This window comes from Stenotrophomonas sp. TWI377, assembly GCF_039674525.1.
Lineage (GTDB): Bacteria > Pseudomonadota > Gammaproteobacteria > Xanthomonadales > Xanthomonadaceae > Stenotrophomonas.
Window position 1 is genome coordinate 21,922 of record NZ_JBDJNT010000024.1, and the last position, 22,520, is coordinate 44,441.

General features: G+C 66.6%; 15 protein-coding genes. 4 read left to right on the plus strand and 11 right to left on the minus strand.

Annotation, left to right across the window (positions count from 1 at the left end; genetic code table 11):
• Nucleotides 1–141: 141 nt before the first annotated feature.
• The gene (locus ABE546_RS16695; RefSeq protein ID WP_346464528.1) at nucleotides 142–3,585 is read left to right on the plus strand and encodes an Rne/Rng family ribonuclease; all 3,444 of its coding nucleotides are present in this window, start codon (nucleotides 142–144) and stop codon (nucleotides 3,583–3,585) included.
• Nucleotides 3,586–3,819: 234 nt separating this feature from the next.
• Here ABE546_RS16695 and ABE546_RS16700 read toward each other — a convergent pair whose 3' ends face one another.
• The 10 genes from ABE546_RS16700 to ABE546_RS16745 all read right to left on the minus strand — a co-directional run bounded on the left by ABE546_RS16700 (nucleotide 3,820) and on the right by ABE546_RS16745 (nucleotide 17,673).
• Nucleotides 3,820–4,683, minus strand: a complete 864-nt coding sequence (locus tag ABE546_RS16700; RefSeq protein WP_346464534.1) for an endonuclease/exonuclease/phosphatase family protein — start codon at nucleotides 4,681–4,683, stop codon at nucleotides 3,820–3,822.
• Nucleotides 4,684–4,691: 8 nt separating this feature from the next.
• Nucleotides 4,692–7,874 (minus strand): discoidin domain-containing protein, encoded by a 3,183-nt coding sequence (locus ABE546_RS16705; protein ID WP_346464529.1) that lies wholly within the window; start codon nucleotides 7,872–7,874, stop codon nucleotides 4,692–4,694.
• A complete protein-coding gene (locus ABE546_RS16710; protein ID WP_123730759.1) occupies nucleotides 7,871–8,707 on the minus strand; it encodes a carbohydrate ABC transporter permease in 837 nt (278 codons plus the stop codon). Before ABE546_RS16710 ends, ABE546_RS16705 begins: the two co-directional genes overlap by 4 nt.
• Nucleotides 8,704–9,585, minus strand: a complete 882-nt coding sequence (locus ABE546_RS16715; RefSeq protein ID WP_123730758.1) for a sugar ABC transporter permease — start codon at nucleotides 9,583–9,585, stop codon at nucleotides 8,704–8,706. Before ABE546_RS16715 ends, ABE546_RS16710 begins: the two co-directional genes overlap by 4 nt.
• Nucleotides 9,582–10,904: a sugar ABC transporter substrate-binding protein gene (locus ABE546_RS16720; protein WP_313210393.1), complete on the minus strand. Its 1,323-nt coding sequence runs from the start codon at nucleotides 10,902–10,904 to the stop codon at nucleotides 9,582–9,584. Before ABE546_RS16720 ends, ABE546_RS16715 begins: the two co-directional genes overlap by 4 nt.
• A 27-nt stretch (nucleotides 10,905–10,931) precedes the next feature.
• The gene (locus ABE546_RS16725; RefSeq protein WP_121038093.1) at nucleotides 10,932–12,545 is read right to left on the minus strand and encodes a glucoamylase family protein; all 1,614 of its coding nucleotides are present in this window, start codon (nucleotides 12,543–12,545) and stop codon (nucleotides 10,932–10,934) included.
• Between the two features lie 226 nt (nucleotides 12,546–12,771).
• Nucleotides 12,772–15,831: a TonB-dependent receptor gene (locus tag ABE546_RS16730; protein ID WP_346464530.1), complete on the minus strand. Its 3,060-nt coding sequence runs from the start codon at nucleotides 15,829–15,831 to the stop codon at nucleotides 12,772–12,774.
• Between the two features lie 96 nt (nucleotides 15,832–15,927).
• Complete coding sequence (locus tag ABE546_RS16735; protein ID WP_313218863.1) at nucleotides 15,928–16,959, minus strand: LacI family DNA-binding transcriptional regulator; 1,032 nt, start codon at nucleotides 16,957–16,959, stop codon at nucleotides 15,928–15,930.
• Between the two features lie 148 nt (nucleotides 16,960–17,107).
• A complete protein-coding gene (locus ABE546_RS16740; RefSeq protein ID WP_070470362.1) occupies nucleotides 17,108–17,377 on the minus strand; it encodes a BolA family protein in 270 nt (89 codons plus the stop codon).
• A complete protein-coding gene (locus ABE546_RS16745) occupies nucleotides 17,374–17,673 on the minus strand; it encodes a YciI family protein (RefSeq protein ID WP_346464531.1) in 300 nt (99 codons plus the stop codon). The genes ABE546_RS16740 and ABE546_RS16745 overlap by 4 nt, the downstream gene beginning before the upstream one ends.
• Nucleotides 17,674–17,892: 219 nt before the next feature.
• Between ABE546_RS16745 and ABE546_RS16750 the strand changes: the two genes are divergently transcribed.
• From ABE546_RS16750 to ABE546_RS16760, 3 genes are read left to right on the plus strand one after another with little or no spacing between them, the layout of a single operon-like run.
• Nucleotides 17,893–18,924 carry a ScpA family protein gene (locus ABE546_RS16750; protein WP_313218865.1) on the plus strand — a complete coding sequence of 344 codons (1,032 nt, stop codon included), beginning with the start codon at nucleotides 17,893–17,895 and terminating at the stop codon, nucleotides 18,922–18,924.
• Between the two features lie 15 nt (nucleotides 18,925–18,939).
• Nucleotides 18,940–19,959 (plus strand): SMC-Scp complex subunit ScpB, encoded by a 1,020-nt coding sequence (scpB, locus tag ABE546_RS16755; protein ID WP_346464532.1) that lies wholly within the window; start codon nucleotides 18,940–18,942, stop codon nucleotides 19,957–19,959.
• On the plus strand, nucleotides 19,952–21,790 hold the full coding sequence (locus ABE546_RS16760; protein ID WP_346464533.1) for a pseudouridine synthase: 1,839 nt from the start codon (nucleotides 19,952–19,954) through the stop codon (nucleotides 21,788–21,790). The genes scpB and ABE546_RS16760 overlap by 8 nt, the downstream gene beginning before the upstream one ends.
• An 86-nt stretch (nucleotides 21,791–21,876) precedes the next feature.
• Here ABE546_RS16760 and ABE546_RS16765 read toward each other — a convergent pair whose 3' ends face one another.
• Nucleotides 21,877–22,311: a hypothetical protein gene (locus ABE546_RS16765; RefSeq protein ID WP_123730749.1), complete on the minus strand. Its 435-nt coding sequence runs from the start codon at nucleotides 22,309–22,311 to the stop codon at nucleotides 21,877–21,879.
• Nucleotides 22,312–22,520 lie beyond the last annotated feature (209 nt).

Below are 22,520 nucleotides of genomic sequence, written 5' to 3' on the forward strand. Positions count from 1 at the left end.
GCGCTCCCGCGGCCTGCCGTGGTGTTGTAGCGCTGGAAACCCAAACCGCCCTCCCCGCGCATGCGCGATGGGCGGTGAAGCGTGACCAGAAGCGAAACCCCATGGCGTTCCGCGCGGTAGCAGCGCGCGAGGAACGCAAGAATGAAGCGAATGCTGATCAATGCCACGCAGGCTGAAGAGCTGCGGGTAGCCATCGTGGATGGCCAGACGCTGTACGACATCGACATCGAACAGCCGTCCAAGGAACAGAAGAAGTCGAACATCTACAAGGGCCGCATCACGCGCCTTGAGCCTTCGCTGGAGGCCGCTTTCGTCGAATACGGCGGCGAGCGCCATGGCTTCCTGCCGCTGAAGGAAATCTCCCGCGATTACTTCCAGGCCGGCGTCGACCACAACAAGGCCGGCATCCGCGAGCTGCTGCGTGAGGGCCAGGAAGTCGTGGTCCAGGTGGACAAGGAAGAGCGCGGCAACAAGGGCGCTGCCCTGACCACGTTCATCTCGCTGGCCGGCCGTTACATGGTCCTGATGCCGAACTCGCCGAGCGCCGGTGGCGTCTCGCGCCGCATCGAGGGCGAGGACCGCGCCGCGCTGAAGGAAGCGCTGGACAAGCTGAACATCCCCGACGACATGGGCGTGATCATCCGCACCGCCGGCGTCGGCCGCGATGCCGAAGAGCTGCAGTGGGATCTGGATTACCTGCTGCAGGTCTGGAAGTCGATCGCCGAAGCGGCGCTGACCAAGCCGGCCTCCTTCCTGATCTACCAGGAATCGCGCCTGATCGTGCGCGCCCTGCGTGACTACCTGCGCGCCGATGTCGGCGAGATCCTGGTGGACACCGAAGAGCTGTACGAGACCGCCCAGGAGTTCATGCAGCAGGTGATGCCGCAGACCCTGCGCAAGCTCAAGCATTACAAGGACGACATCCCGCTGTTCAACCGCTTCCAGATCGAATCGCAGATCGAAGGCGCGTATGAGCGCAACGTCCGCCTGCCGTCGGGCGGCTCGATCGTGGTCGACCAGACCGAAGCGCTGACCGCCATCGACGTCAACTCCTCGCGCGCCACCAAGGGCAGCGACATCGAGGACACCGCCTTCCAGACCAACCTGGAAGCGGCCGAAGAAGTGGCCCGCCAGCTGCGCCTGCGCGATCTGGGTGGCCTGGTGGTCATCGATTTCATCGACATGGCCTCCAACAAGCACCAGCGCGAAGTCGAGAACCGCCTGCAGAACGCGCTCAAGTACGACCGTGCGCGCGTGCAGCTGGGCCGCATCTCGCGCTTCGGCCTGATGGAAATGAGCCGCCAGCGCCTGCGTCCGAGCCTGGGCGAATCCAGCCAGATCGTCTGCCCGCGTTGCGACGGCCATGGCCGCATGCGCAGCGTCGAGTCGCTGTCGCTGTCGATCATCCGCGTGGCTGAAGAGCATGCGATGAAGGAGAACACCGGGCAGGTGCTGGTCCAGGCCCCGGTCGAGATCGCCAACTACCTGCTCAACGAAAAGCGCAGCGCGCTGCGCGAGATCGAACAGCGCCATGACGCGCCGATCGTGATCGTCGCCGACGAGCAGCTGCACACCCCGCATTACGAAGTGACCCGCCTGCGTGAGAACGAGCTGGGCGAAGAAAGCGGCAAGCCGAGCTACCAGCGCGGCACCCCGCGCAAGCTGCCGGTGCACGCACTGACCAAGGCCCAGCTGAACATCCCGGTCGCCCCGGTGGTGACCCAGGTCAAGCACAGCCAGCCGGCCCCGGTGCGTGAAGCGCCGGAACCGGAAGCCGCACCGGCCCCGGTCGCCGCCCCCGTGGCCGCCCCGGCGGCAACCGGCGTGGTGGGTTGGCTCAAGCGCATCTTCGGTGGCGAACCGGCCCCGGCCGCCGCACCACAGCCGGGCAACCGCCCGGGCCAGGACGGCAACCGCAACGGTCGCAACAAGGACCGCAACGGCAAGGACCGCAACGGTCGCCGCGATGAGCGTGGCGAGCGTGGTGGCAACGGCAATGCGCAGGCGCAGGGCCGTGGCAAGGACCGTGGTGAGCGCGGCGAACGCGGCCCGAAGGGCGAGCGTCGCGACGAGCGCCGCCAGGACACCGCCGCACCGGCCAACGGCAATGCGGCACAGGTGCAGGCACCCGCCCAGGGCAAGCCGCGCAACGAGCAGCAGCCGTCCAAGCCGCGCAATGAAGCGCGCAATGACCAGCAGCAGCCGAAGCTGAAGCAGAAGCAGGGCCAGAACGGCCAGGCCAAGCCGCAGCAGAACGACGGCGACAAGCCGGCCGTGAGCGAGAAGCCCGCGCGTCAGCCCCAAGCCGATGCACCGAAGCCGACCACCGCTGCGCCGATCGCTGCCGACGCCGCCGTGATCGCTGCGGCTGCCGTGGTCGCCACCGATGCCGCCGCGCCGGCCGCCCACGTCCAGGAAACGGCCAAGGCCGCTCCGGCCGAGGACGCACAGCTGGGCGACACCGACGCCACCGAACAGGGTGACGCGCCGGCCAATGCCGAAGACGGTACCGGTGAAGGCGCTTCGCGTCGTCGTCGCGGCCGTCGCGGTGGCCGTCGTCGTCGTCGTGGCAATGGTGAGCAGGCTGCCGGCAGCGATGGCCTGAACGGTGACGACAACGGTCTGGATGACGAGGGCGACGACCAGGACGGCGATCAGGACGGCGATACCGCCGCCCCGGCCGAGCGCCAGGTCGCCAACAACGGTCAGCCGCAGCCGGAGTTCGAGTTCGACGACGAATCCGGCAACGCGCCGGCCGCCGCGCCTGCGCCGGTCCAGGCCCCGCGCCCGGCCCCGGTGGCGGCAGTGGCTGCCGCCGCTCCGGTCGCCGTGGTCAGCAGCCCGGTCGTGACCGCGGGTCATGCCGAGCCGACCCCGGCACCGGTGGCCGACAAGGCCCCGACCCCGGTCGTCGAGAAGGCTGCTTCCCCGGCCGTCGAGCCGGTCGCCGAGAAGGCCCCGGCCTCCTACAACGACCCGGTGCCGTTCGTGGAAAGCCCGAAGCCGACCCCCGCCGCTGCCCGGCCGGCTGCGCCGGTGGAAGCCGCGCGTCCGGTTGAACCGGTCGCTGCTCCGGCAGCCCCGGCGCCGGTCGCTGCTCCGGCGGCGCCGGCCCCGGTTGCTGCTCCGGCGGCTCCGGCTCCGGTTGCTGCTCCGGCAGCCCCGGCGCCGGTCGCTGCTCCGGTGGCGCCGGCCCCGGTTGCTGCTCCGGCGGCCCCGGCTCCGGTTGCTGCTCCGGCGGCTCAGGCTCCGGTTGCTGCTCCGGCGGCCCCGGTCGTTGAGACCACCCCGCAGGAAGTGAAAGAGCCGACCGTCGCACCGGTGCAGACCAGCATGCTGGATGCCGTGGATGCGACCCAGGCCCCGGCACAGCCGGCGGCCCCGCAGGCCCGCACCGAATCGGTCCCGGCCGGCCCGGTCGTGCACAACGGTCAGCTGTTCGGTTCGGCCGCCAGCGAAACCCCGGCGGCGACCAACGCTGCCGAACAGGCCGCGCAGGCCGAAGCCCGCGAGGACATCCCGACCGATGCCCCGCAGGCCGAGGAAGGCGACAAGGCCGACCAGGAAAAGAAAGACACGCTCTGATCCTGAGTGACTGACGCAACAAACAGACAGCGGCCTTCGGGCCGCTGTCTGCGTTTGGGGTGTTGGATGGCGCAGCAAGCGGCGTGCGTCACGCGGTCATGAGGGCGGCACTGAGAGCAATCCACGCATGGCGTGGATCTACACACGCCATCGGACGCAACAAGGGTAGACCCACGCCATGCGTGGATGCGGCCGTTTGCGTGCTACGCCGTCACCGACGACGCGGCGCGCACCTCAGGGCGTCGTCGCGCCGGCGTTTCCGGTGCCCGGCGCGAACTGCAGCCGGGTCCACACGCCGTAATGATCCGACGCCCAGCGGCCGTCTGCGTACGGCTGGTCGAACAGGATCTTCGCCTCACGGGCGAGCAGTCGATCCTGCTGGAAGAAAATGTGGTCGATGCGCGAGGGTGCTTCGTAGTAGTGCCGGTTGAGCGTACTGACCTGGGCCAGTTCGTTGTTGACGTGCACGCTGCCGTAGCTGTCCCCGTAGTGGTTGCGCAGCTCGCTCAGGTCACCGGCATCCACCAGTGCATTGAAGTCCCCCGCCACGACCACCGGCGCGTCGCCTGCGCTCTGCGCGATGAAGGCCAGCAGATCCGCCACCTGCTCTCCACGGATGCGGCTGCCCACCTCGTCCGAACGCTCATTCAAGTGCGTTGCGTAGACGTTGACCGGGCGACCCTCCACATCGATGCGCAGATGCGCCACGGTGCGGTAATCGCCCAGCGGCGCCAGCAGATGGTCGTTGCGCGACAGCACCGGCCGCCGGGTCAGCAGGGCATTGCCGTAGCGCTTGAAACGCCCCGGCGGATCGGTCGAGACGAACTGATACTCATAGCCCAGCTTGCGCGCCAACCATGCGGCCTGGTTACGCACATGGGGTTTCTGGATCACTTCCTGCAGCGCGATCGCATCGGGCTGCAGTGCCTGCAGTTCACGCAGGATCACCTGGCGGCGGGCCGGCCAGTTCTCGCGATCGTGGTGAAGATTGAAGGTGACCATGGTCATCTCCTGCGCGGGTGCCGCCACGGCGCTCTGCGCCAGTGCAACCAGGGGCGCGGACGCCAGCACCGCGGCCAGCAGGCCGCGCATCATCATCTTCCTCATTACGGTGCCTTGCGTTCCGCCCGGCGTACCGACGCCGGAATCTCGATCTCGACCTTGGCCGGCACCTGCATCACGCGCAGTTCGCCGCCCACCCATTCCGCCGGCTCACCATTGACGGTGGTGGCGCCCGGCTCGCCGCTGTACGGCCACGGCAGCACCACGCCACCGACCGGCGGCACCAGGCCGGCCGACACGGTCAGGGTGAGCTGCTTGTCGTTGCGGATCAGCGCGTAGTTGAGCTGCCCGTTCGGGGTGCGCAGGCCCTGCACGCCGACCCCCTTGCCTTCCAGCCAGCGCGACGGCACGCCCGCGGCCAGCACCAGGCTGTCGTCGATATCGCGGCTGTAGGCGAACATGTCCAATGCCGAACGCACGAAGTCCGAGGCCACCCACGCATGGGGCAGGTCCCCCAGGAAGAACGGTTTGCGCGGCGTGCGCGAGACCACTTCGGCCCACTGGTTCCACGGCTGCGGTGCACGGTCCTTGAAGAAGAACTCGGTCGCCTGCCAGGCGCGGTCGCGCCAGCCCAGGCGCACGAAGGCGGCCACGTTGCGCCACTCGTACGGGGTGTAGTCCTTCCACTCGCGCTTGCCATCGCGGCGCGCTTCGAACTCGCTCCAGTAGCGCTCGAACGTGTTGTTCAGGTAGGGCTGCGGCAGGCGCCCCTGCTCACCGGCCGGCGCCAGTGCGATGGTGGTCGATGTGGCATCGAAATCACCCAGCTCGGCCGAGCCGGGCAGGTAGTCGATCTTGTGCTGCGCGGTCGCCGCCAGCAGCGAAGCCTGCAGGTCGTCACGGAACTGATCGCGCGACTCACTGATCTGCATCGCTTCGGCCTTGCCGAGCGTGCTGGCGATGATCGCCGCGTCCTTGTAGCCGCGCAGCGCCCAGAAGTTGTCCCAGTACGAATGCATCGGCTTGGCCGAATAGCCTTCGTGGCTGATCGAGACCGGCATCATCCCGTAGAAGGCGGGGTTGCGCGCCCGATTTTCTTCGGTGCGTTCGCTCAGGCGCAACTGCTCCATGTACTGGTAGGCGCCCTGCACGTGCGGCCACATCACCTCCAGGAAGGTGGTGTCACCGGTGTAGCGCCAGTACTCGGCGATGTTGAAAATGAGCTCGCCATGGCTGTCGTTCTCCGGCACCGGATCGCTGCCGCGCGAATCGACGCAGCACGGCACCTTGCCATTGTCGAACTGATACGGCGCATACCAGTTCACGTACTGCCGCACCGCATCGCTGCGGCCCATGCGCAGAAGCCCTTCGGAGATCATTGCGCCATCGCGGATCCAGCTGCGCGAATAGGAACGCGTGCCCGGCTGCAGGCTGGGGCCGATGCGCGAGATCAGCATGTGCGCCAGCGCGGTGCGCAGCGTATCGGCCAGCGGCTTGCCGGCCGCCGGGACCTGCAGCGTCACCTGGTCCAGCTTGGTCCGCCACATCGAGGCGACCTGCTGCTGCGCCTTGGCCGCATCGAAGGCCTTGGGCATCACCCAGTTGCCGGTCTGCGGCAGCACGATGGCGACCTCGCGGCTCTGGCCAGGCTCCAGCTTCCAGCGGTACAGCAGCGCGCCCGAGGCCAGGCCGGTGCTGTCCTTCACTTCGGTGGTGCCCGGCAGCTTGCCGCTGGCCAGGTGGACCACGTCGAACTTGCTGTCGAACGCGGTGGCGAAGGCCGCGTCCGGTGCCTGTGCCGGGTACAGGCGCGGCGTGCCGTTGACGTCGACATGGGTCGGGTCGAAGGACAGGTTGTTGATCGGGCTGACGCCGCCGACGGTGTTGAGGAACTGGGTCGGCGGGTTCACCTGCCACGGGCGCACGGCCAGGGCCAGGGTGTACTCGTGGGCGACCTTGTCGGGGTTGCGCAGGGTGTAACGACCGACCAGCTGCGCGTTGTCCGGCGTGCCCTGCACGAAGCCGGTCACCTGCAGGCCAGCCTTGTCGTGGGTCCAGCCGACGTTGGCGATCGGCAGGTAATCGTCCTGCAGCGACTGGTCGGTCTTGACGTCGGCCCAGCTCAGCAGTTTGTTGTCCACCAGCACGAACGGTTCGACGCTGAAGCTGGCCTTGGCCACTTCCAGCGCACCGTCTTCGCCGATCAGGGCCTGCTCGCGGCCGCCATCCAGACCCAGCAGCGTCCAGTACGGCTGCTCGCCGGTGAAGCCGCGCGGCACCGAACCGCGCGGCAGGTCGGCACCGACCGAACGGACGAAATCATTCGGGGTATCGGCGAACTCGAGCGGCTTGAGCGTGATATCGCGGATACCATAGCGCCAGCTCGGGCCGCCCTTGAGGTCGAAGCGCAGATAGCGCGCGTCCGTATCCGGCAGCGCCAGCCAGTCGCGGCCACCGCCGCCGGCGGTCACCTCACGCAGCGTATTCCAGCTGCGCCCATCGGCCGAGGAACGCACCACGTAGCGGGTGGCCTCCAGTCCGGGCAGCCATTCGATCACCGCCCCGCCAAACTCGCGCACCTTGTGCAGGTCCAGGCTGATGGTCTGTTCGGCCACGCCGCCGCTGATCCAGACCGTGTCCGGCTTGCCATCGACGATGCGGTTCTGCAGCGCGGTGGCGGTATCGGCGATCACCGACGGGCTCAGTGAAGACGTATCGGCCGGCGGCAGTCCCTGCAGCGTGAGCCGGTCGAAACAGACCGTGCCCTTGCCGCCGACCTTGCTGTAGATCGTGAATTCCACGGCCGCGCTGCGCTTGAGCGTCTTGTCGGTCTCCGGGCCCCAGGCCTTGTCGATCTGGCGCTTGCGGTACTGCACCGGCGTCCAGGTTTTGGGGAACGCATAGCCGGGGCGGTTGACCCACCACACGTTGTCGCCGCTGGCGTCGATCAGCTTGAACTGCAGATCGTTGGCAGGGGAATCGCCGCGCAGCTGGAAGCCGAACTGGTAATTCTCCGGGTACTGGATGCCCAGCTCGCGGCGGATGCCGACATAGCCGGACACGTTGTGGAAGTCGTAATCCACGCACAGCGCGCGGCCACCCCCACTACCGGCCACGCTGCGCAGCGAGCCGCTGACCTGGTCGGAGACGACCAGCTTCCACGGCGACATGTCATCGAAGCTGTCCAGCACCTTGGGTGCGGGCAACACCGGCGTCGCCGGCGGTGCGGCTGAGGCCGCCAGTGACCAGACCAGACCCAGACCCACCGCGACGACGGCATGCTTCACCCTTTGACACTCCCCAGCAACAGACCTTGGATGTAATAACGCTGCAATGCCAGGAACAGCAGCAGCACCGGAACCACCGTGACCACCGCGCCGGCCATCATCATTTCAACGTCCATGATGTGCTCGCGCGAGAGCGTGGCCAGGGCCACCGGGAGAGTGTAGTGCTCCTGGTCGGTCAACACGATCAAGGGCCACATGAAATCGTTCCAGGCAGCCATGAAGGTGAAGATCGACAGGGTCACCAAAACCGGCTTGAGCATCGGCAGCACGATCTGGAAGAAGATCCGCAGCTCCCCTGCCCCGTCGATGCGGGCCGCTTCGAGCAGCTCGTCCGGGATCGAACGGGCGTACTGGCGGACCAGGAAGATGCCGAACACCGTCGCCAGCGCCGGCACGATCACGCCACCGAAGTTGTTGACCAGGCCCAGCTGCTTCATCAGCAGGAACAGCGGCAGCATCGCCACCTGCGCCGGGATCACCAGCGCGGCCAGCAGCAGCTGGAAGATGCGCTCGCGGCCGGCAAAGCGCAGCTTGGCGAACGCATAGCCGGCCATGGTGTTGAGCAGCAGCGAGCCGAAGGTGATGGCCAGCGACACCATCAGGCTGTTGACGAAGTTGTTGGCCATGCCGGTGCGCGCGAACAACTCATGGTAGTTCGCGGTGGTCAGCGAGGACGGCAGCAGCGGCGGCGGAAAATGCGCCGCTTCGCCGGTCGGCATGAACGACACCGACAGCATCCACAACAGCGGCGCCAGGCTCAGGACCGCCAGCACCACCAGGCCACCATTGACCCACCAGGCATGCCAGCGCGATTGACCGATTTCACGACTCATACCAACTGCCTCTTGCGGCCGAAACGCAGCATGATGCTGGTCACGCCCAGGATGATCAGGAACAGCAGGAACGCCACCGCGGAGGCGCGCCCCAGGTTCCACCACTTGAAGCCTTCTTCAAACATGAAATACAGCACGCTGACAGTGCTCTGCAGTGGGTCGCCACGCGTCATCACGTAGGGCTCTGCAAACAGCTGGAAGTAGCCGGACACCGTGATCACGCCGACCACCAGCAGCACCGGGCCGAGCATCGGCAGGGTGATGTGCAGGAACTGCTTCCAGCGCGAGGCACCATCGATACGCGCGGCCTCGTACAGGTCATGCGGAATCGCCTGCAGGCCGGCCAGGAAGATCACCATGTTGTAGCCGAAGTTCTTCCACACCGCGAACAGCATGATGGTCGGCATCGCCCAGTTCGGGTCGCCCAGCCAGTCGATCGGGCTGATGCCCAGATGGCCCAGGCCGTAGTTCACCAGGCCGTAGCTGGTATGGAACAGGTAACGCCAGATCACCGCCACCGCGACCAGGGTGGTCACCACCGGAGCGAACAGCGCGGTACGGAACAACGCTTTGAAACGGGCGGCCGGTGCATTGAGCAGGATCGCCGCACCCAACGACACCGCGATCGACAGCGGCACACCGACGATCACGAAGTACGTGGTATTCCACAGCGACTTCCAGAACATCGGGGTCTGCAGCAGATCGATGTAGTTGCCCAGGCCGACGAAGCGCAGGTTGTCACCGTCGGCCAGTGCGTACAGATCGAAATCGGTGATGCTCAGCGCCAGCGCCGAGAACACCGGCAGGCCGAAGAACACCGCGATGACCAGAATGGCCGGACCGGCGAACATCCAGCCGGCAAGCGAACGCTGCTTCATGGTGCCGCCTCCGTGGCCACCGCACTGGAGTGCGCCGTGTCGCTCGCCCCGGAGGATTCCTGCCGGTGCTGCTCATGCATCCAGCGGCGTTTGGCGAGGACCTTGTCCACGCGTTCGTCCAGCTCTTTCACTGCTTGATCCTGGTCTAGGCCACCACGCACCACCTGTTCGGTGGTGATCCGCATTTCCTGGGCGATCCGCTCCCACTCCAGCACCTTCGGGGTCGGCTTGACCCGCTCGAGCTGGTCGCGGAACGGCTGCGCCAATGGGTCGTTGGCCAGCGAGGGGTATTCCCAGGTGCTGCGCCGCGGCGGCAGGTCGCCGATGATCGAATGGAAGCGCTCCTGGATCGCCGGGCGCGACAGGAACTCGATCAGTTTCCACGAGGCTTCTTTCTGCTTCGAATCGCGGAAGATCACCAGGCTGGTCCCGCCGGCGATGCCCGCGCCCGGGCCATCCGGACCCGGCAGTGCGGCGGTGCCCCACTGCCCTTCCAGTTCCTTGGGCTGCAGCTTCTTGAACTCGCGGATGTTCCAGGGGCCGGACACGTAGAACACATTGAAGCCGCGGAAGAACTCGTCCCAGACGTTGGAGATCTGCGTCTCGGACATGCGCGGGGCCCAGCCCTGCGCGAACATGTTCTCGTAGAAGCCCAGCGTCCTGCGGAAGCCCGGGCTGCTGAAATTGCCACGGGTGTCTTCATCGCGCAGCAACGGATCGGGCTGCTGCAGCGCGAAGGAGAGCTGCTGCTCGAACTCGTTGATCGGCATCAGTACCGCGTAGCGGTTCGGGCCCTGCATGGCCTTGATCGCCGCCATCATCTCGTTCCACTCGGCCCAGCTGCGCGGCGGGTGGTCGTAGCCGGCCTTGGCGAGCATGTCCTTGCGGTAATACAGCAGGCGCGTATCCACGTACCACGGCACCCCGACCAGTTCGTCGTGGATGACATTGGTATCCCAGATGCCCTGGAAGTAGTCGGCCGGGTCCACCACCTTGGACTGCGCCACGTAGGGCTGCAGCGGGGTCAGGGTATTGAGTTCGGCGAACTCGGGGATCCAGGTATTGCCCAGCTGGCACACGTCCGGCAGCCCTTCGGCGGCGAACGCGGTCAGCAGCTTTTCATGCGCGGCCGTCCACGGGATGTTCTGCACATCGACATGGATGCCGGGATTTTCCGCTTCGAACTCACGGACCAGGCCGGTGACGACTTCGGCCTCGCGGCCCATCGCCCAGAAACGCACGGTGACCCCTTCCGGTTCTTTCCGGCAGGCACTCAACAACAGACTGCCGGCAATCAGCAGCAACAGACTCAACCCCAGCTTCGGGCGCGACGACAATGGCACTGCTTACTTCCCCTGCTGCTGGTTGCGGTTCGAATTGGAATTGTTTTTCTGTTCCTGGGCGGCCGCCGCGCGCGATTCGGCGATGCCGACCGAGCGGGCCGAGGCCGCCTTTTCATCTTTCTGCAGTTCCATCGGCTGATCCTCGCCTTCCGGGGTCAACCAGCCACCGCTGAAGCCGGCACGCTCCAGACCCTTGCGGATATGGGCGTTCTTCTTCATCACATCCCAGACGAAATCGTTCCGGTAGTTGGCGATCATGGTCAGGATCGGGCCCTGGTCGATACCGATGTAATCGCTGGCCACCCAGCCGCGATCCGGCACCAGGCGACCGGTCTTGATCGGAATGTCGTAGTTGAAACTCGGGTTGAACGAATCCAGGAAGCCGTAGCTGGAATAGATGTAATCGCCATAGCGCTTGTGCATCTCCACCGCGGCCGGGATGACTTCTTCCGGCGCGAACACGATCGAGGCGATCGCCGCGGTCGGCGCGATGGTGCCGTCATCGAAGTTCTCGCGCAGGCCCGCGCCGCGCGAGGAGTAATGGCGGAACTGGCGCTGCTCGCCGCGGTATTCCTGGGTGGTGTTCTGCGGGCCATCGCTGGCGGTCAGGCCCCACACGTTCTGGCCGTAATCCTTCCAGTTCATCGGGTTGGCGATCGCGTACTCGCGCTGCGCCAGGGCAGCCGAACGGCTGTTGAGGAAGTAGGTGCTGCCCCGCTCGCGCATGTAGGCATCCTGGATGTCGCGGAAGTCCACCCAAACATGCGTGTACTGGTGCCCGAACAGCGGGCCGAAGGACAGGTATTCCTGGCCCTGGTAGACGCCCCAGTCGTTGTCGTAGGTACGCGTCCAGACCGTCCAGGCGTCCGGGCTGACCGGGTGGGTCGGCGAGCCGAGCGCGAGGATGTAGACCATCATCGCCTCGTTGTAGCCCATCCAGTCGTGGTCGATGAAGCCGCTCTCCGGGAACCAGCCCATCGAGATCAGCGGCGCGCGCTGCTGCAGCCACGGCCAGTCCACGCGCTTGTACAGCGTATCGGCGATCTCGCGGATCTCTTTTTCGCGTGCGTCGTCACCATCGTAATAGGACTGCGCGAACAGCACGCCCATCATCAGCAGCGCGGTATCCACGCTGGACAGTTCCACCCAGCTGTCGTAGCGGCGGCCTTCCTGCATGTCCAGGAAGTGGTAGTAGAAGCCTTTGTAGCCGCCCTTGCCGGTGCGCTGCGGGCCCATCGGCAGGTCGCGGAAGAATTTCAACGTCAGCAGGGTGCGGTCGATCGCCTGGTTGCGGCTGACCCAGCCGTTCTCGATGCCGATCGGATAGGCGGTCAGCGCATAGCCCACCGAGGCGATGCTGGCGAACGGGCGCGACGGGTAACGGTCCGGGCTGAGCCCGTTGACCTCGTTGGTGGTATCCCAGAAGAACTGGAAGGTGCGGCGCTCGATATCGTCGAACAGCGGCGGCAGCTCCGGCTTCATCGGCCGCGGCGGCACATCCGCCTCGACCAGGATCACGGGCGGCTTGGGCTTGGCCGGCTCCTGCTGGGCCTGCGGCTGGCAGGCAGCGACGGCGAGACTGATCGTCGCAGCGGTCAACAGGTGGCGTGCCTGCATGGGCCAACTCCTTGTGCGTTGTTCGTGACTGGGAAGCATAACGTCCAATGACCTGAAATCGTTTACAGAACGCGTCCTTAAAAAACCACGCAGGCGTGGTCCAGAGCCGCGGGTCATTGCCCAGGCCGCTGCCACCCTCCGTGGCACCGGCCTGGACAATGGACTGGCCCGAAGGCCAGCCATTGCCATGAAACCGGCCCCGTCCGAAGACGGGGCCGTTGTTGCATCAGAAGCGGAAGCCGACTTCTGCCTTCACCTGACGCGGCGTACCGATGATGTCGCCGGTCTCGTTGTAGCTGGCCTGCAGCTTGCCGTTGGTCTTGACGTAGTTGTAGGTGGAGAAGTTGTCGAAGTTGAACACGTTGATGATGTCGATGCGCGCGTACAGCTCGGTCTCGCCCGGCATCTTGAACGTCTTCGTCGCCTGCAGATCGACCGAACGGTAGCCGAAGATCTTGCCACCCAGCAGGAACTTGCCATTGGCGTTGGGCACCGCGGCCTGCGGGGTCGGCAGGTTGTAGCCACTGGCCTGCGGCACGCCGTACCAGTCATTGACGGCAGTCGGGGTGGCCAGGGTGACCTTGCCACCGAAGGTGATGCCCCAGAAGCCCGCGTACGAACCGGTGACCACCAGGCGGTGGCGCGGCGCGCCGTTGGAACGGATGGTCGGGTAATCCTCGATCAGGCCGCGGTCGAACGCGTACTTCTCGTTGATGTCGCGGTTGTGGCGCGCGGTGGTCCAGGTGTAGGCCACCGAGGTACCCCAGCCGCTTTCCTGGGTGAACGGCTTCTGCGCCGACAGCAGGACCTGGGTCGCACGGGTCTTGATGCCCTGCTGACCGATGATCAGGCTGCCGAAGCCCGGCACGTTGCAGCTCCAGGCCTGGCTCAGGCCCGGGTCGGTGCCGCCGCACAGGCGCGGGTCATCGAAGAACTGGCCGGTCGGGTAACGGTTGCCCAGGGTGAAGGCGAAGCCGTCGTAGCTCAGGGTGCGGGAGATGGTGGCATCGGTCAGCCACTCACCCACCTGGTTGCTCATGCCGAAGCTGAACTGATCCGAGTACGGCACCTTGAGGTTGTTGTTCAGCAGATCGACTTCCAGACCGGCATTGCTGGTCGAGCCGACCAGGGTCTGCAGGTTGCCGATCCCGTTGAGCAGGTTCGGGTTCCAGTCGTAGCAGGCGGCCTGACCGTTGATGCAGGTGCCGGTCGACGGATTGCGGAAGTAGATGGTCGGCTGCGGCAGGGCCAGCTTGGTGGTTTCCAGCTGCAGGTTGTCGAACAGGTCGCGATCGTACGAACGACCGGCACCACCGTGGAACACGTGCTGCTCGTCGGCGTTGAGGTCATACGAGAAGCCCAGGCGCGGCTGCCAGGCATCCTTGAACGCCTTGCGGTTCTTGCCGGTGCTGATGTAATCGCCGATGTTCAGGCCACCCAGCGCCAGCGAATCGGCGTAGGTCTGGCCAGCGGCCGCACGCGGATCCTGCGAGTAGATCGCGTCGACCACCTGCTGCGGGGTGACGAAGTCCAGGTACGACGGGGTCTTCTCGTAGTCCCAGCGCAGGCCGAGGTTGAGCTGCAGGTGATCGTTGACCTGCCAGTCGTCCTGGATGAACAAGCCGATCTGCTTGGACTTCGAACGCACTTCGCCCGACACGCCCGACACGCCGGTCACCGGCTTGACGAACTGCGCCTTGTAGGGGATGGAATCCGGGAAGTCCGGATCGCCCAGGGTGTAGGTGAAGGTCGGGTTGATCTGCGCCGCGTCAGATGCGTACAGGTCGATCTGCTTGTACTTGGCGCCCATCTTGATGGTGTGATCGCCGGCCCACTGGATGCCATCCAGGGTCAGGTTGTCTTCGATCGACCAGCCCTTCTGGCCCTTCACCTGCGAATCCAGCGCCGATGCGCCACCGATCTTCACCACGGTGCGGTCTTCGGTGCCGTCCGGTGCGGTGTAGGTGATGCCGTTGGCCAGGGTCAGCGGGGTCGGGTTGTTGAACGAATCTTCATGGGTGACCATCAGTTCGTTGTAGTAACGCTCGCCGCTGTGGTTCCAGCGCAGGGCGTAACGACGGTCGGTGTTGACCACTTCACGGCCGGCTTCCGGCGCGGTCTGGCCGCTGAACTGCGACTGGGTTTCATCGCGATCCTGGAAGGTCAGCTCGATGCGATCGTTGTCGGTCGGCTCGAAGTCGACCTTGGCGAAGATCAGATCCTGCTGGAACGGCTGGCTGGCCGGGCCGAGACCGGCGGCGCCTTCCGGCGGCAGCAGGGCGGCAGCACGGCCGACCGCGCCGTCAGGCGCGATGGTGACCGGCAGGTCGAAGCGCTTGGCTTCATAGGTCACGAAGAAGTGGGCCTTGTCCTGGATGATCGGACCTCCCAATGCAAACCCGTATTCCTTCTCGGCCGATGCCTCCTTCGTCTGGCCAGCCTGACGCTCGGCCGGGGTCTTGGCGCGCATGTCTTCGTTGGTGTAACGGTAGAAGGTTTCACCCTTGAACTCGTTGGTGCCGGACTTGGTGGCCGCGGTCACGGCCGCGCTCGACACCTGGCCGTATTCGGCCTTGTAGTTGCCGCTGATGACCTTGTATTCGCCGATCGCCAGCTGCGGGAACGGGTTGCCGGCGCTGCCGGACTGGCCGGCCACGCCGCCGCCCTTGACGTAGCTCTTCTGGCCCACGCCGTCGATGTAGACGTTGGTGCCGTCGGAGTTGGTGGCACCGCCACGCAGGGAGGTGTTGCCCTTGGCATCACGGGTGAAGATCAGGCCCGGCACCGCATCGGCGAATTCCAGGAAGTTGCGCGACACCTGCGGGGTGGTCTGGATCTGCTGCAGGCTGACGGTCTTGCCCACTTCGGAGGTACGCACTTCCTGCAGCAGGGTCGGTGCAATGACGTTGACCGTGTCCAGGTTGGTGGCGTTGGCGGTGCTGCCGTTGGCCGGCGCGCCGCTGAAGTTCAGGGTCGCGGTCGAGGCCACGGTGACGGTCACCTTCTGCGTCTGGCCATTGGCCACGACGTTGTAGGTGCCCGGGTCCAGGCCCATCAGCGAGTAGCTGCCATCGGCACGGGTGGTGGCGCGGCGCACGGTGCCGCTGGCCACGTTGGTGGCGGTGACTTCGGTGCCGGCGGCAGCCTCGGCGACCTGGCCGCGCAGCGACGAGGTGGCCGACTGCGCCATCACGCTCGGGGCGGCGCCCAGCATCAGGCAGGTGACCAGCGCGCTGGACAACAGACTGCGGGCGGGCGCGCGGTTGCGGTGATTGGAATACGTCATGTAACTCTCCGGGTGGTGGTGGCCGTCTTTGCGGCCCCTGTCGTTTTATGTGGTGCGTTGTTTTAGGGCGTCACGACCAACGGTCGTGACCTACTGCTAGGTTCTGGCTTTGCTCGAATCACGCACGATCAGGGTCGGCACGAGCGTCTGCTTGTCGCCGGCCCCTTCTGTGTTGTTGCCATCCATCAACTGCAACAGGCGCGTCGCGGCCTTATCGCCGAGGTCGGCGATACTCACCTGCATCGTTGTCAACGATGGGTGAACGAAACGTGCCAGCGGAATGTCATCGAAACCCGCCAAGGCGACATCGGTCGGCACACGGACACCTGCCTGCGCGAACGCATACAGACACCCCAGCGCCATCATGTCGTTGGCGGCGAACACCGCATCGGGCAGCGTGCCGGCTGCCAGCAACTCCTGTCCGGCGCGATGGCCGGAAGCTTCGTCAAAGTCACCGGGCAACTCGATCCCTTCGGCAGCATCGCCGAAGGCCGCCAGCGCATCGCGGAAACCGCGCAGGCGCTCACGGGCGTCGTAGTTGAGATCCGGACCGGAAATGAAGGCGATGCGCCGATGCCCGACGTCCAGCAGGTGACGGGTCATGGCCATCGCGCCGGCATGGTCATCGATGCTCAGCACCGGATGATCCTGCTCGGGCAGGTACGTGTTGATCAGCACCGTGGGCAACGACTGCGGCAGGTTGTCGGTCAGGAAGCCCGGGCTCTCGGCATACGGCGAAAGCACCAGCAACCCATCGACACGGCCGCGCATGGCCCGCAGGGCCGCGCCCTGCTGCTCCTGGTCACCGTGGTAACTGGACACGAGCAGATGCTGGCGACGCTCGCGGGCCACCCCGTCGATGCCACGCATCAGTTCGGAAAAGAATTCGCCATAGAGATCGGGCAACACCACGCCAATGGTGTTGGTCCGCCGGCTGCTCAGGCTCCGGGCCGCTGCATGCGGGGTGTAGCGCAGTCGCGCTGCCACCTCCAGCACCAGCTTGCGCACGGGCTCGGCAACATTTTCATGGCCATTGAGTGCGCGCGAGACCGTGGCAACAGAGACACGGGCCTCACGGGCGACATCTTTGATAGTGATCGCTGCCTTGTTCACTTCGCCGCCCTCCACGGCTTAGAGATCTGGGCTTGGCGCGGAATGTAAGCGTTTTCAAACCCGGATGTAAACACTACGTTAGCCTCATGTCGTACGGCGGTAACCAAAAGCTGTCCATGGCGGCCCCTTTCGGGACTGACCAGGACAAGGCGGGACAAGGGTTTCAGCGGTTTTTGACCGGTGTCTCGGCTCGGATGGACAACGCATGGATATCGGTCTCCATCATCGTCCCCAGGGCCGCATAGACGGCCCGGTGGCGCGCCAGCGGGAGCTTTCCTTCGAAGGCGGCGCTGACCACGTGCACCTTGAAGTGCCCCCGGCCGTCACGCGCGCCCTCATGGCCGGCGTGGCGGTGGCTGTCGTCCTTGACCTCCAGCAGCTCCGGATCCAGTGCCTGCTGCAGCGCCTCGCGGATGCGCTCGACCCGGTTCACGGCAGGACCTTGCGGAACGGACGCACCTGGACGCGAACATAGACGCCCACCTCTACATAAGGATCGGCGGCGGCCCAGTCCTGGGCGTGGGTCAGCGAATCGAACGCGGCGATCACCACGCTGCCACTGAAGCCGGCCGGGCCGGGATCTTCGCTGTCGATGGCCGGGCACGGGCCGGCCAGCAGCAGCCGCCCCTCGTCCTGCAGGGCCTGCAGCCGGGCCAGGTGAGCCGGGCGCGACGCCAGACGGGCCGCCAGCACATCCGTGCCGTCATAGCCTTCAATCACATACCACACGGGCAACTCCGAGGTCTTGTTGAATCAATCCCGGGCATTCTAGCGGGCTGGCTGGACACTGGCGCGGCAACCCCGTAGTCTTATGTCCATTGCACGTGGCTGGATGCAGCGCCCCGTCGGCAACCGGCTCCACCGCCAGCCGACGACCGATCCACTGCCCCACACCAGCACACGTAGACGACCTCCCCGTAGTTCTGTCGCTGCCCATCGCGGCGCGCCTTGCTGTTTGAAGTGTGGAATCGCGCCGACCCAGGCGTGTCATGGCTTGCCATCCTGCCGCCCGGGACCGTTCCGGACGCTGGCATGGTGCGGCGACCGGTCCGTTGCAATACTGACGTCTATTTGATGACTGCCGAACTCGCGCCCGACGCGAACCCGCCAATCCGAGTGCCCGCCCCACAGCAGCAGGAAATGCCGCTGGCCGTGGTGCATGGACAGCCGGTCCTGCAGATTCCGCAGGACCTGTACATCCCGCCGGACGCGCTGGAAGTCATCCTGGATGCGTTCGAGGGTCCGCTGGACCTGCTGCTGTACCTGATCCGCCGGCAGAACCTGGACATCCTGGATATCCCGGTCGCCGAGATCACCCGCCAGTACGTCGAATACATCAACGTCATGCAGGAGCTGCGCTTCGAACTGGCGGCCGAGTACCTGGTGATGGCGGCGATCCTGGCCGAAGTGAAGTCGCGGATGCTGTTGCCGCGACCGCCCAGCATCGAGGGCGAGGAAGCCGATCCGCGCGCCGAGCTGGTGCGCCGGCTGCAGGAGTACGAACGTTTCAAGCAGGCCGCCGAGGACATCGACAGCCTGCCCCGCCAGGACCGCGACACCACCGTGGTCCACGCCTTCGTCCCCGACCGCGCGGCCGTCAAGCTGCCGCCGCCGGTGGATCTGAAGGAAATGCTGATGGCGCTGCACGACGTGCTCAAGCGCGCCGAGCTGTTCACCGGCCACGCGATCAAACGCGAGGCACTGAGCGTGCGCCAGCGGATGGGCGACGTGCTGGGTCGTCTGGAAGACGGCAGGTTCTACCGGTTTGAAACGCTGTTCACCGCCGAAGAAGGCAAGCTGGGGGTGCTGGTCACCTTCCTCGCCCTGCTGGAACTGGCCAAGGAACAGCTGCTGGACATCGTCCAGGAAGCTCCGCTGGCGCCGATCTATGTCAAGTCCCTGGCCGCCGGCAACACCAACGAACCGCTGCAGTTCAACAGCGAGTTCGACGACAACGACGCCGCCAACGCATCCGACTGAGCACCCGACCCACGTATGGATCAACCGCTGATCAACCGTATTGTCGAAGGCGCCCTGCTGGCGGCCAGTGAGCCGTTGACGCTGGCGCAGCTGCAGGGCCTGTTCCCGGAAGAGGAGCCGGCACCGCCGGGCAGCATCGAACGCGCGCTGGAACTGCTGCGCGAGGGCTGTCAGGACCGTGGCGTGGAACTGGTCGAGGTGGCCTCCGGCTTCCGCTTCCAGGTCACCAGCGAAGTGCATGGTTACATCACCCGGCTGTGGACGGAGCGCAAGACCCGCTACACCCGTGCCACGCTGGAAACGCTGGCATTGATCGCCTACCGCCAGCCGATCACCCGCGGCGAGATCGAACAGGTCCGCGGCGTGGCGGTCAGCAGCAACATCATCCAGGCCCTGGAAGAGCGCGAATGGATCCGCGTGATCGGCCACCGCGACGTGCCCGGCAAGCCGGCGCTGTTCGGGACCACCAAGGGCTTCCTGGATTATTTCGGTCTCAAGCGCCTGGACGAACTGCCGCCGCTGTCCGAGCTGCGCGACCTGGGTGAGCTGGAACCGCAGCTGCCGCTGGACAGCGAAGGCCAGCCGGCTGGTCGCCTGCCCGCCGGCGCGGCGACCCCGGAGGCCGAGCGGGATACGGACGCGGCCAATGACGACGCCACTCCGGCGCCGTCAGGTCCGTCAGACCCGGCAGACCCGCCAGGCCCGATGGACCCTGTTGCCGCCCGGCTGGCCGCCCGCGTGGCGCTGGCCTCGGCGAGACTGGCGGAGCAACCGGCAGAACCGGACAATAGCGAGGCGGCCGATGCTTCGGACGCCTCCGACACCCCATCCCATGCGCCGTTGCCGCTTGCCGACGACGACGCGGATACGACCGCCAGCGATGGCGAACCCGATACCGCGCCGGGAGAGCGCGCGGCGCCCCAGAACGAAACCGAAAACAACGCCGTCGCGAAGACGACCGTGGCTGTTGACGAAGCCGATCCCGAACCAGAGGCCGACGCATCCGTTGCCGGCCGGAGCCAAGTAAATGAGTGACACCCCCCGCAAGCCATCGTTGAACAAGCTTTCGCTCAAGCGCGAAACCGCCTCCGAACAGCCCAAGCTCGAAGAGCGCCTGCACAAAGTGCTGGCGCAGGCCGGCCTGGGTTCGCGCCGCGCGCTGGAACAGCGCATCGCCGATGGCCTGGTCAAGGTCAACGGTGAAGTCGCGCAGACCGGCCAGTCGATCAAGAGCGGCGACAAAGTCGAACTGGACGGCCGTGGCTTCGTCGCCACCGCGCTGACCGAAACCTCCCGCGTGCTGGCCTACAACAAGCCGGAAGGCGAAGTGACCACGCGCGAAGATCCCGAAGGTCGCCCGACCGTGTTCGAAGCGCTGCCTGCCCTCAAGGGCGCGCGCTGGATCGCGATCGGCCGCCTGGACATCAACACCACCGGCCTGCTGCTGGCGACCACCGATGGTGAGCTGGCCAACGCGATGATGCACCCCTCCTACGAGGTCGAGCGCGAGTACGTGGTGCGCGTGCGCGCCCCGGAAGGCGAAGAGAAGGTGCCCGACAACATCGTTGACCGCCTCGCCCGTGGCGTGGCGCTGGAAGACGGCCCGGCCAAGTTCGACGAGATCGAACGCATCGGCGGCACCGATTCGCACGACTGGTTCCGCGTGGTGGTCAAGGAAGGCCGCAACCGCGAAGTGCGCCGCCTGTGGGAATCCCAGGGCTGCCAGGTCAGCCGACTGAAGCGCACCCGCTACGGCAAGGTCAGCCTGCCGCGCGAACTGCTGCGTGGCCAGTCGGTCGAACTGCCGGCCAAGCAGGTTGAAGCGCTGCGCGCCGAACTGAAGCTGGAAGAAGGTGCCCCGTCGGCACTGACCCTGCAGCCGGTGATCGGCCAGCGTCGTGCCGCCAAGACCACCGTGCGCGTGTCGCGCGACGGCGGCCGTGGCAACGCCTACGTCAACGGCCACAACTCGGCCGATGAAGGCCGCGAACTGCGTCGTTTCGACAATGTGCGCGAAGAGCGTGGCCGTGGCCGCGGTGGCAAGGGCGGCGGCTTCAAGGGTGGCCTGACGGTCAGCGGTGAAGCGGCGGCCAAGCAGTCGCAGCGCCCGTTCAAGGCGCGCCCGGACAAGGGCAACCGCGCGCTTCCGGAAGGCAACCCGGCCGCGTTCCGCAGCTGGTACGTGCCGGACGGTGTCAGCACCGGCCCGAGCGGCCACCGCAATGCCGGCCCGGGCGCAGCCCGCGGCCCGGGCGCGCGTGGTCCGGGCGCTGGCGCAGGCGCCGGTGGCCAGGGCCGTCCGTACGGCAAGCCGAAGGGTCCGGGTGGCGCAGGCGGCCCGGGGCGCGGCAGCTACGGCGGCGGTGCTGAAGGGCGTGGCGGTTACGCCGGCGGTGGCGGTGGTTACGGCGGCGAGAACCGCGGTGGCGAAAGCCGTGGCGGCTACGGCGGCCAGGGCCGTCCGGCCGGCGCCGGTGCCGGTGGCAACCGCGGTGGCCAGAGCGGCCAGGGTCCGTCGCGTCATCCGTACGGCCATCCGGGCAATGCCCCGAGCTTCCCGTCCGACCACGCCAATCCGGGCAGCAGCCCGTACGGCAGCGCGCGTCCGGCGGGTAACCGCGGTCCGGGTGGTCCGGGTGGTCCGGGTGGCAATCGTGGTCCGGGTGGTCCCGGTGCGCGTGGCCCGGGCGCCAATGCGCGCGGCCCCGGCGGCCCCGGTGGCAACCGCGGTCCCGGTGGCCCGGGCGGCAACCGTGGCCCGGGTGGCCCCGGCGGTCGTGGTCCCGGCGGTCCGGGCGGTCGCCCGGGTGGCAACCGCGGCCCGGGTGGCGGCGGTCACCGTGGTGGCGGCCCGCGCGGCGGCTGATCAGTGAGATAAAAAAACCCCGGCTTCGGCCGGGGTTTTTTGTTGGGGCTGAGCGGTGCAGCCACGCAAGGCGTGGCCCTACCCCCTCAACGGCGTTCGATGGTGAACCGCCCCACGCCCACGCCCAGATCCCAGCCCTTGCCGGTTCCGGCCAGGGCCAGCGATACATCGCCCTTGGTCATCACCTGCGCATTGCTGGATTTGTCGGCGCCGGCGTGCGCTTCAACAGCCGCGTAGGAACCGATCAGGTCGTTGACCGAGTAGGCGCCGGAGAACTTGCCCTTGCCGTCGACGATCTTCGACTTGCCCACGGTGAGCCCGCCGCCCTTGGCGGTGATCTTGACCGGGATGCGGGTGCCGTTGTCGCACTGGATGGTGCCGGTACCCGAGGCGGTCTTGTACAGCACCGACCAGCCGGCCAGGTTGTAGTGCAGCTCGCAGTCAATGTTGCCGGCGGCCTGCGCGGCCGGGACGGCCGAGATGCCGGCCAGTGCGATCAATGCCAGGGAGAACTTCTTCATGCGGGTCCGCTCGTACTGAAGGGGTAACAAGCCGAATCTAGCAGCGCGCGCGTGTGGCGCGGATGATGCGCATCGCGCGCATCCGGCATCCGTTCAGCACGAGCGGCCCGGGTAGTAGTGCCGGCCGCTGGCCGGCTCCAGGCAATCCTGCAACGCCCATGAGTGCCGGCCGCTGGCCGGCGATGCGCACCGCCAGCAACGTGCAGAGC

What these genes read in the sequence shown, in the direction of transcription:
- ABE546_RS16710 (WP_123730759.1), bottom strand. Translation starts at nt 8,707, where the DNA reads ATGAGTCGTGAAATCGGTCAATCGCGCTGGCATGCCTGGTGGGTCAAT.
- ABE546_RS16730 (WP_346464530.1), bottom strand. Translation starts at nt 15,831, where the DNA reads ATGACGTATTCCAATCACCGCAACCGCGCGCCCGCCCGCAGTCTGTTG.
- ABE546_RS16760 (WP_346464533.1), top strand. Translation starts at nt 19,952, where the DNA reads ATGAGTGACACCCCCCGCAAGCCATCGTTGAACAAGCTTTCGCTCAAG.
- ABE546_RS16765 (WP_123730749.1), bottom strand. Translation starts at nt 22,311, where the DNA reads ATGAAGAAGTTCTCCCTGGCATTGATCGCACTGGCCGGCATCTCGGCC.
- ABE546_RS16715 (WP_123730758.1), bottom strand. Translation starts at nt 9,585, where the DNA reads ATGAAGCAGCGTTCGCTTGCCGGCTGGATGTTCGCCGGTCCGGCCATT.
- ABE546_RS16695 (WP_346464528.1), top strand. Translation starts at nt 142, where the DNA reads ATGAAGCGAATGCTGATCAATGCCACGCAGGCTGAAGAGCTGCGGGTA.
- ABE546_RS16700 (WP_346464534.1), bottom strand. Translation starts at nt 4,683, where the DNA reads ATGATGATGCGCGGCCTGCTGGCCGCGGTGCTGGCGTCCGCGCCCCTG.
- scpB (WP_346464532.1), top strand. Translation starts at nt 18,940, where the DNA reads ATGGATCAACCGCTGATCAACCGTATTGTCGAAGGCGCCCTGCTGGCG.
- ABE546_RS16725 (WP_121038093.1), bottom strand. Translation starts at nt 12,545, where the DNA reads ATGCAGGCACGCCACCTGTTGACCGCTGCGACGATCAGTCTCGCCGTC.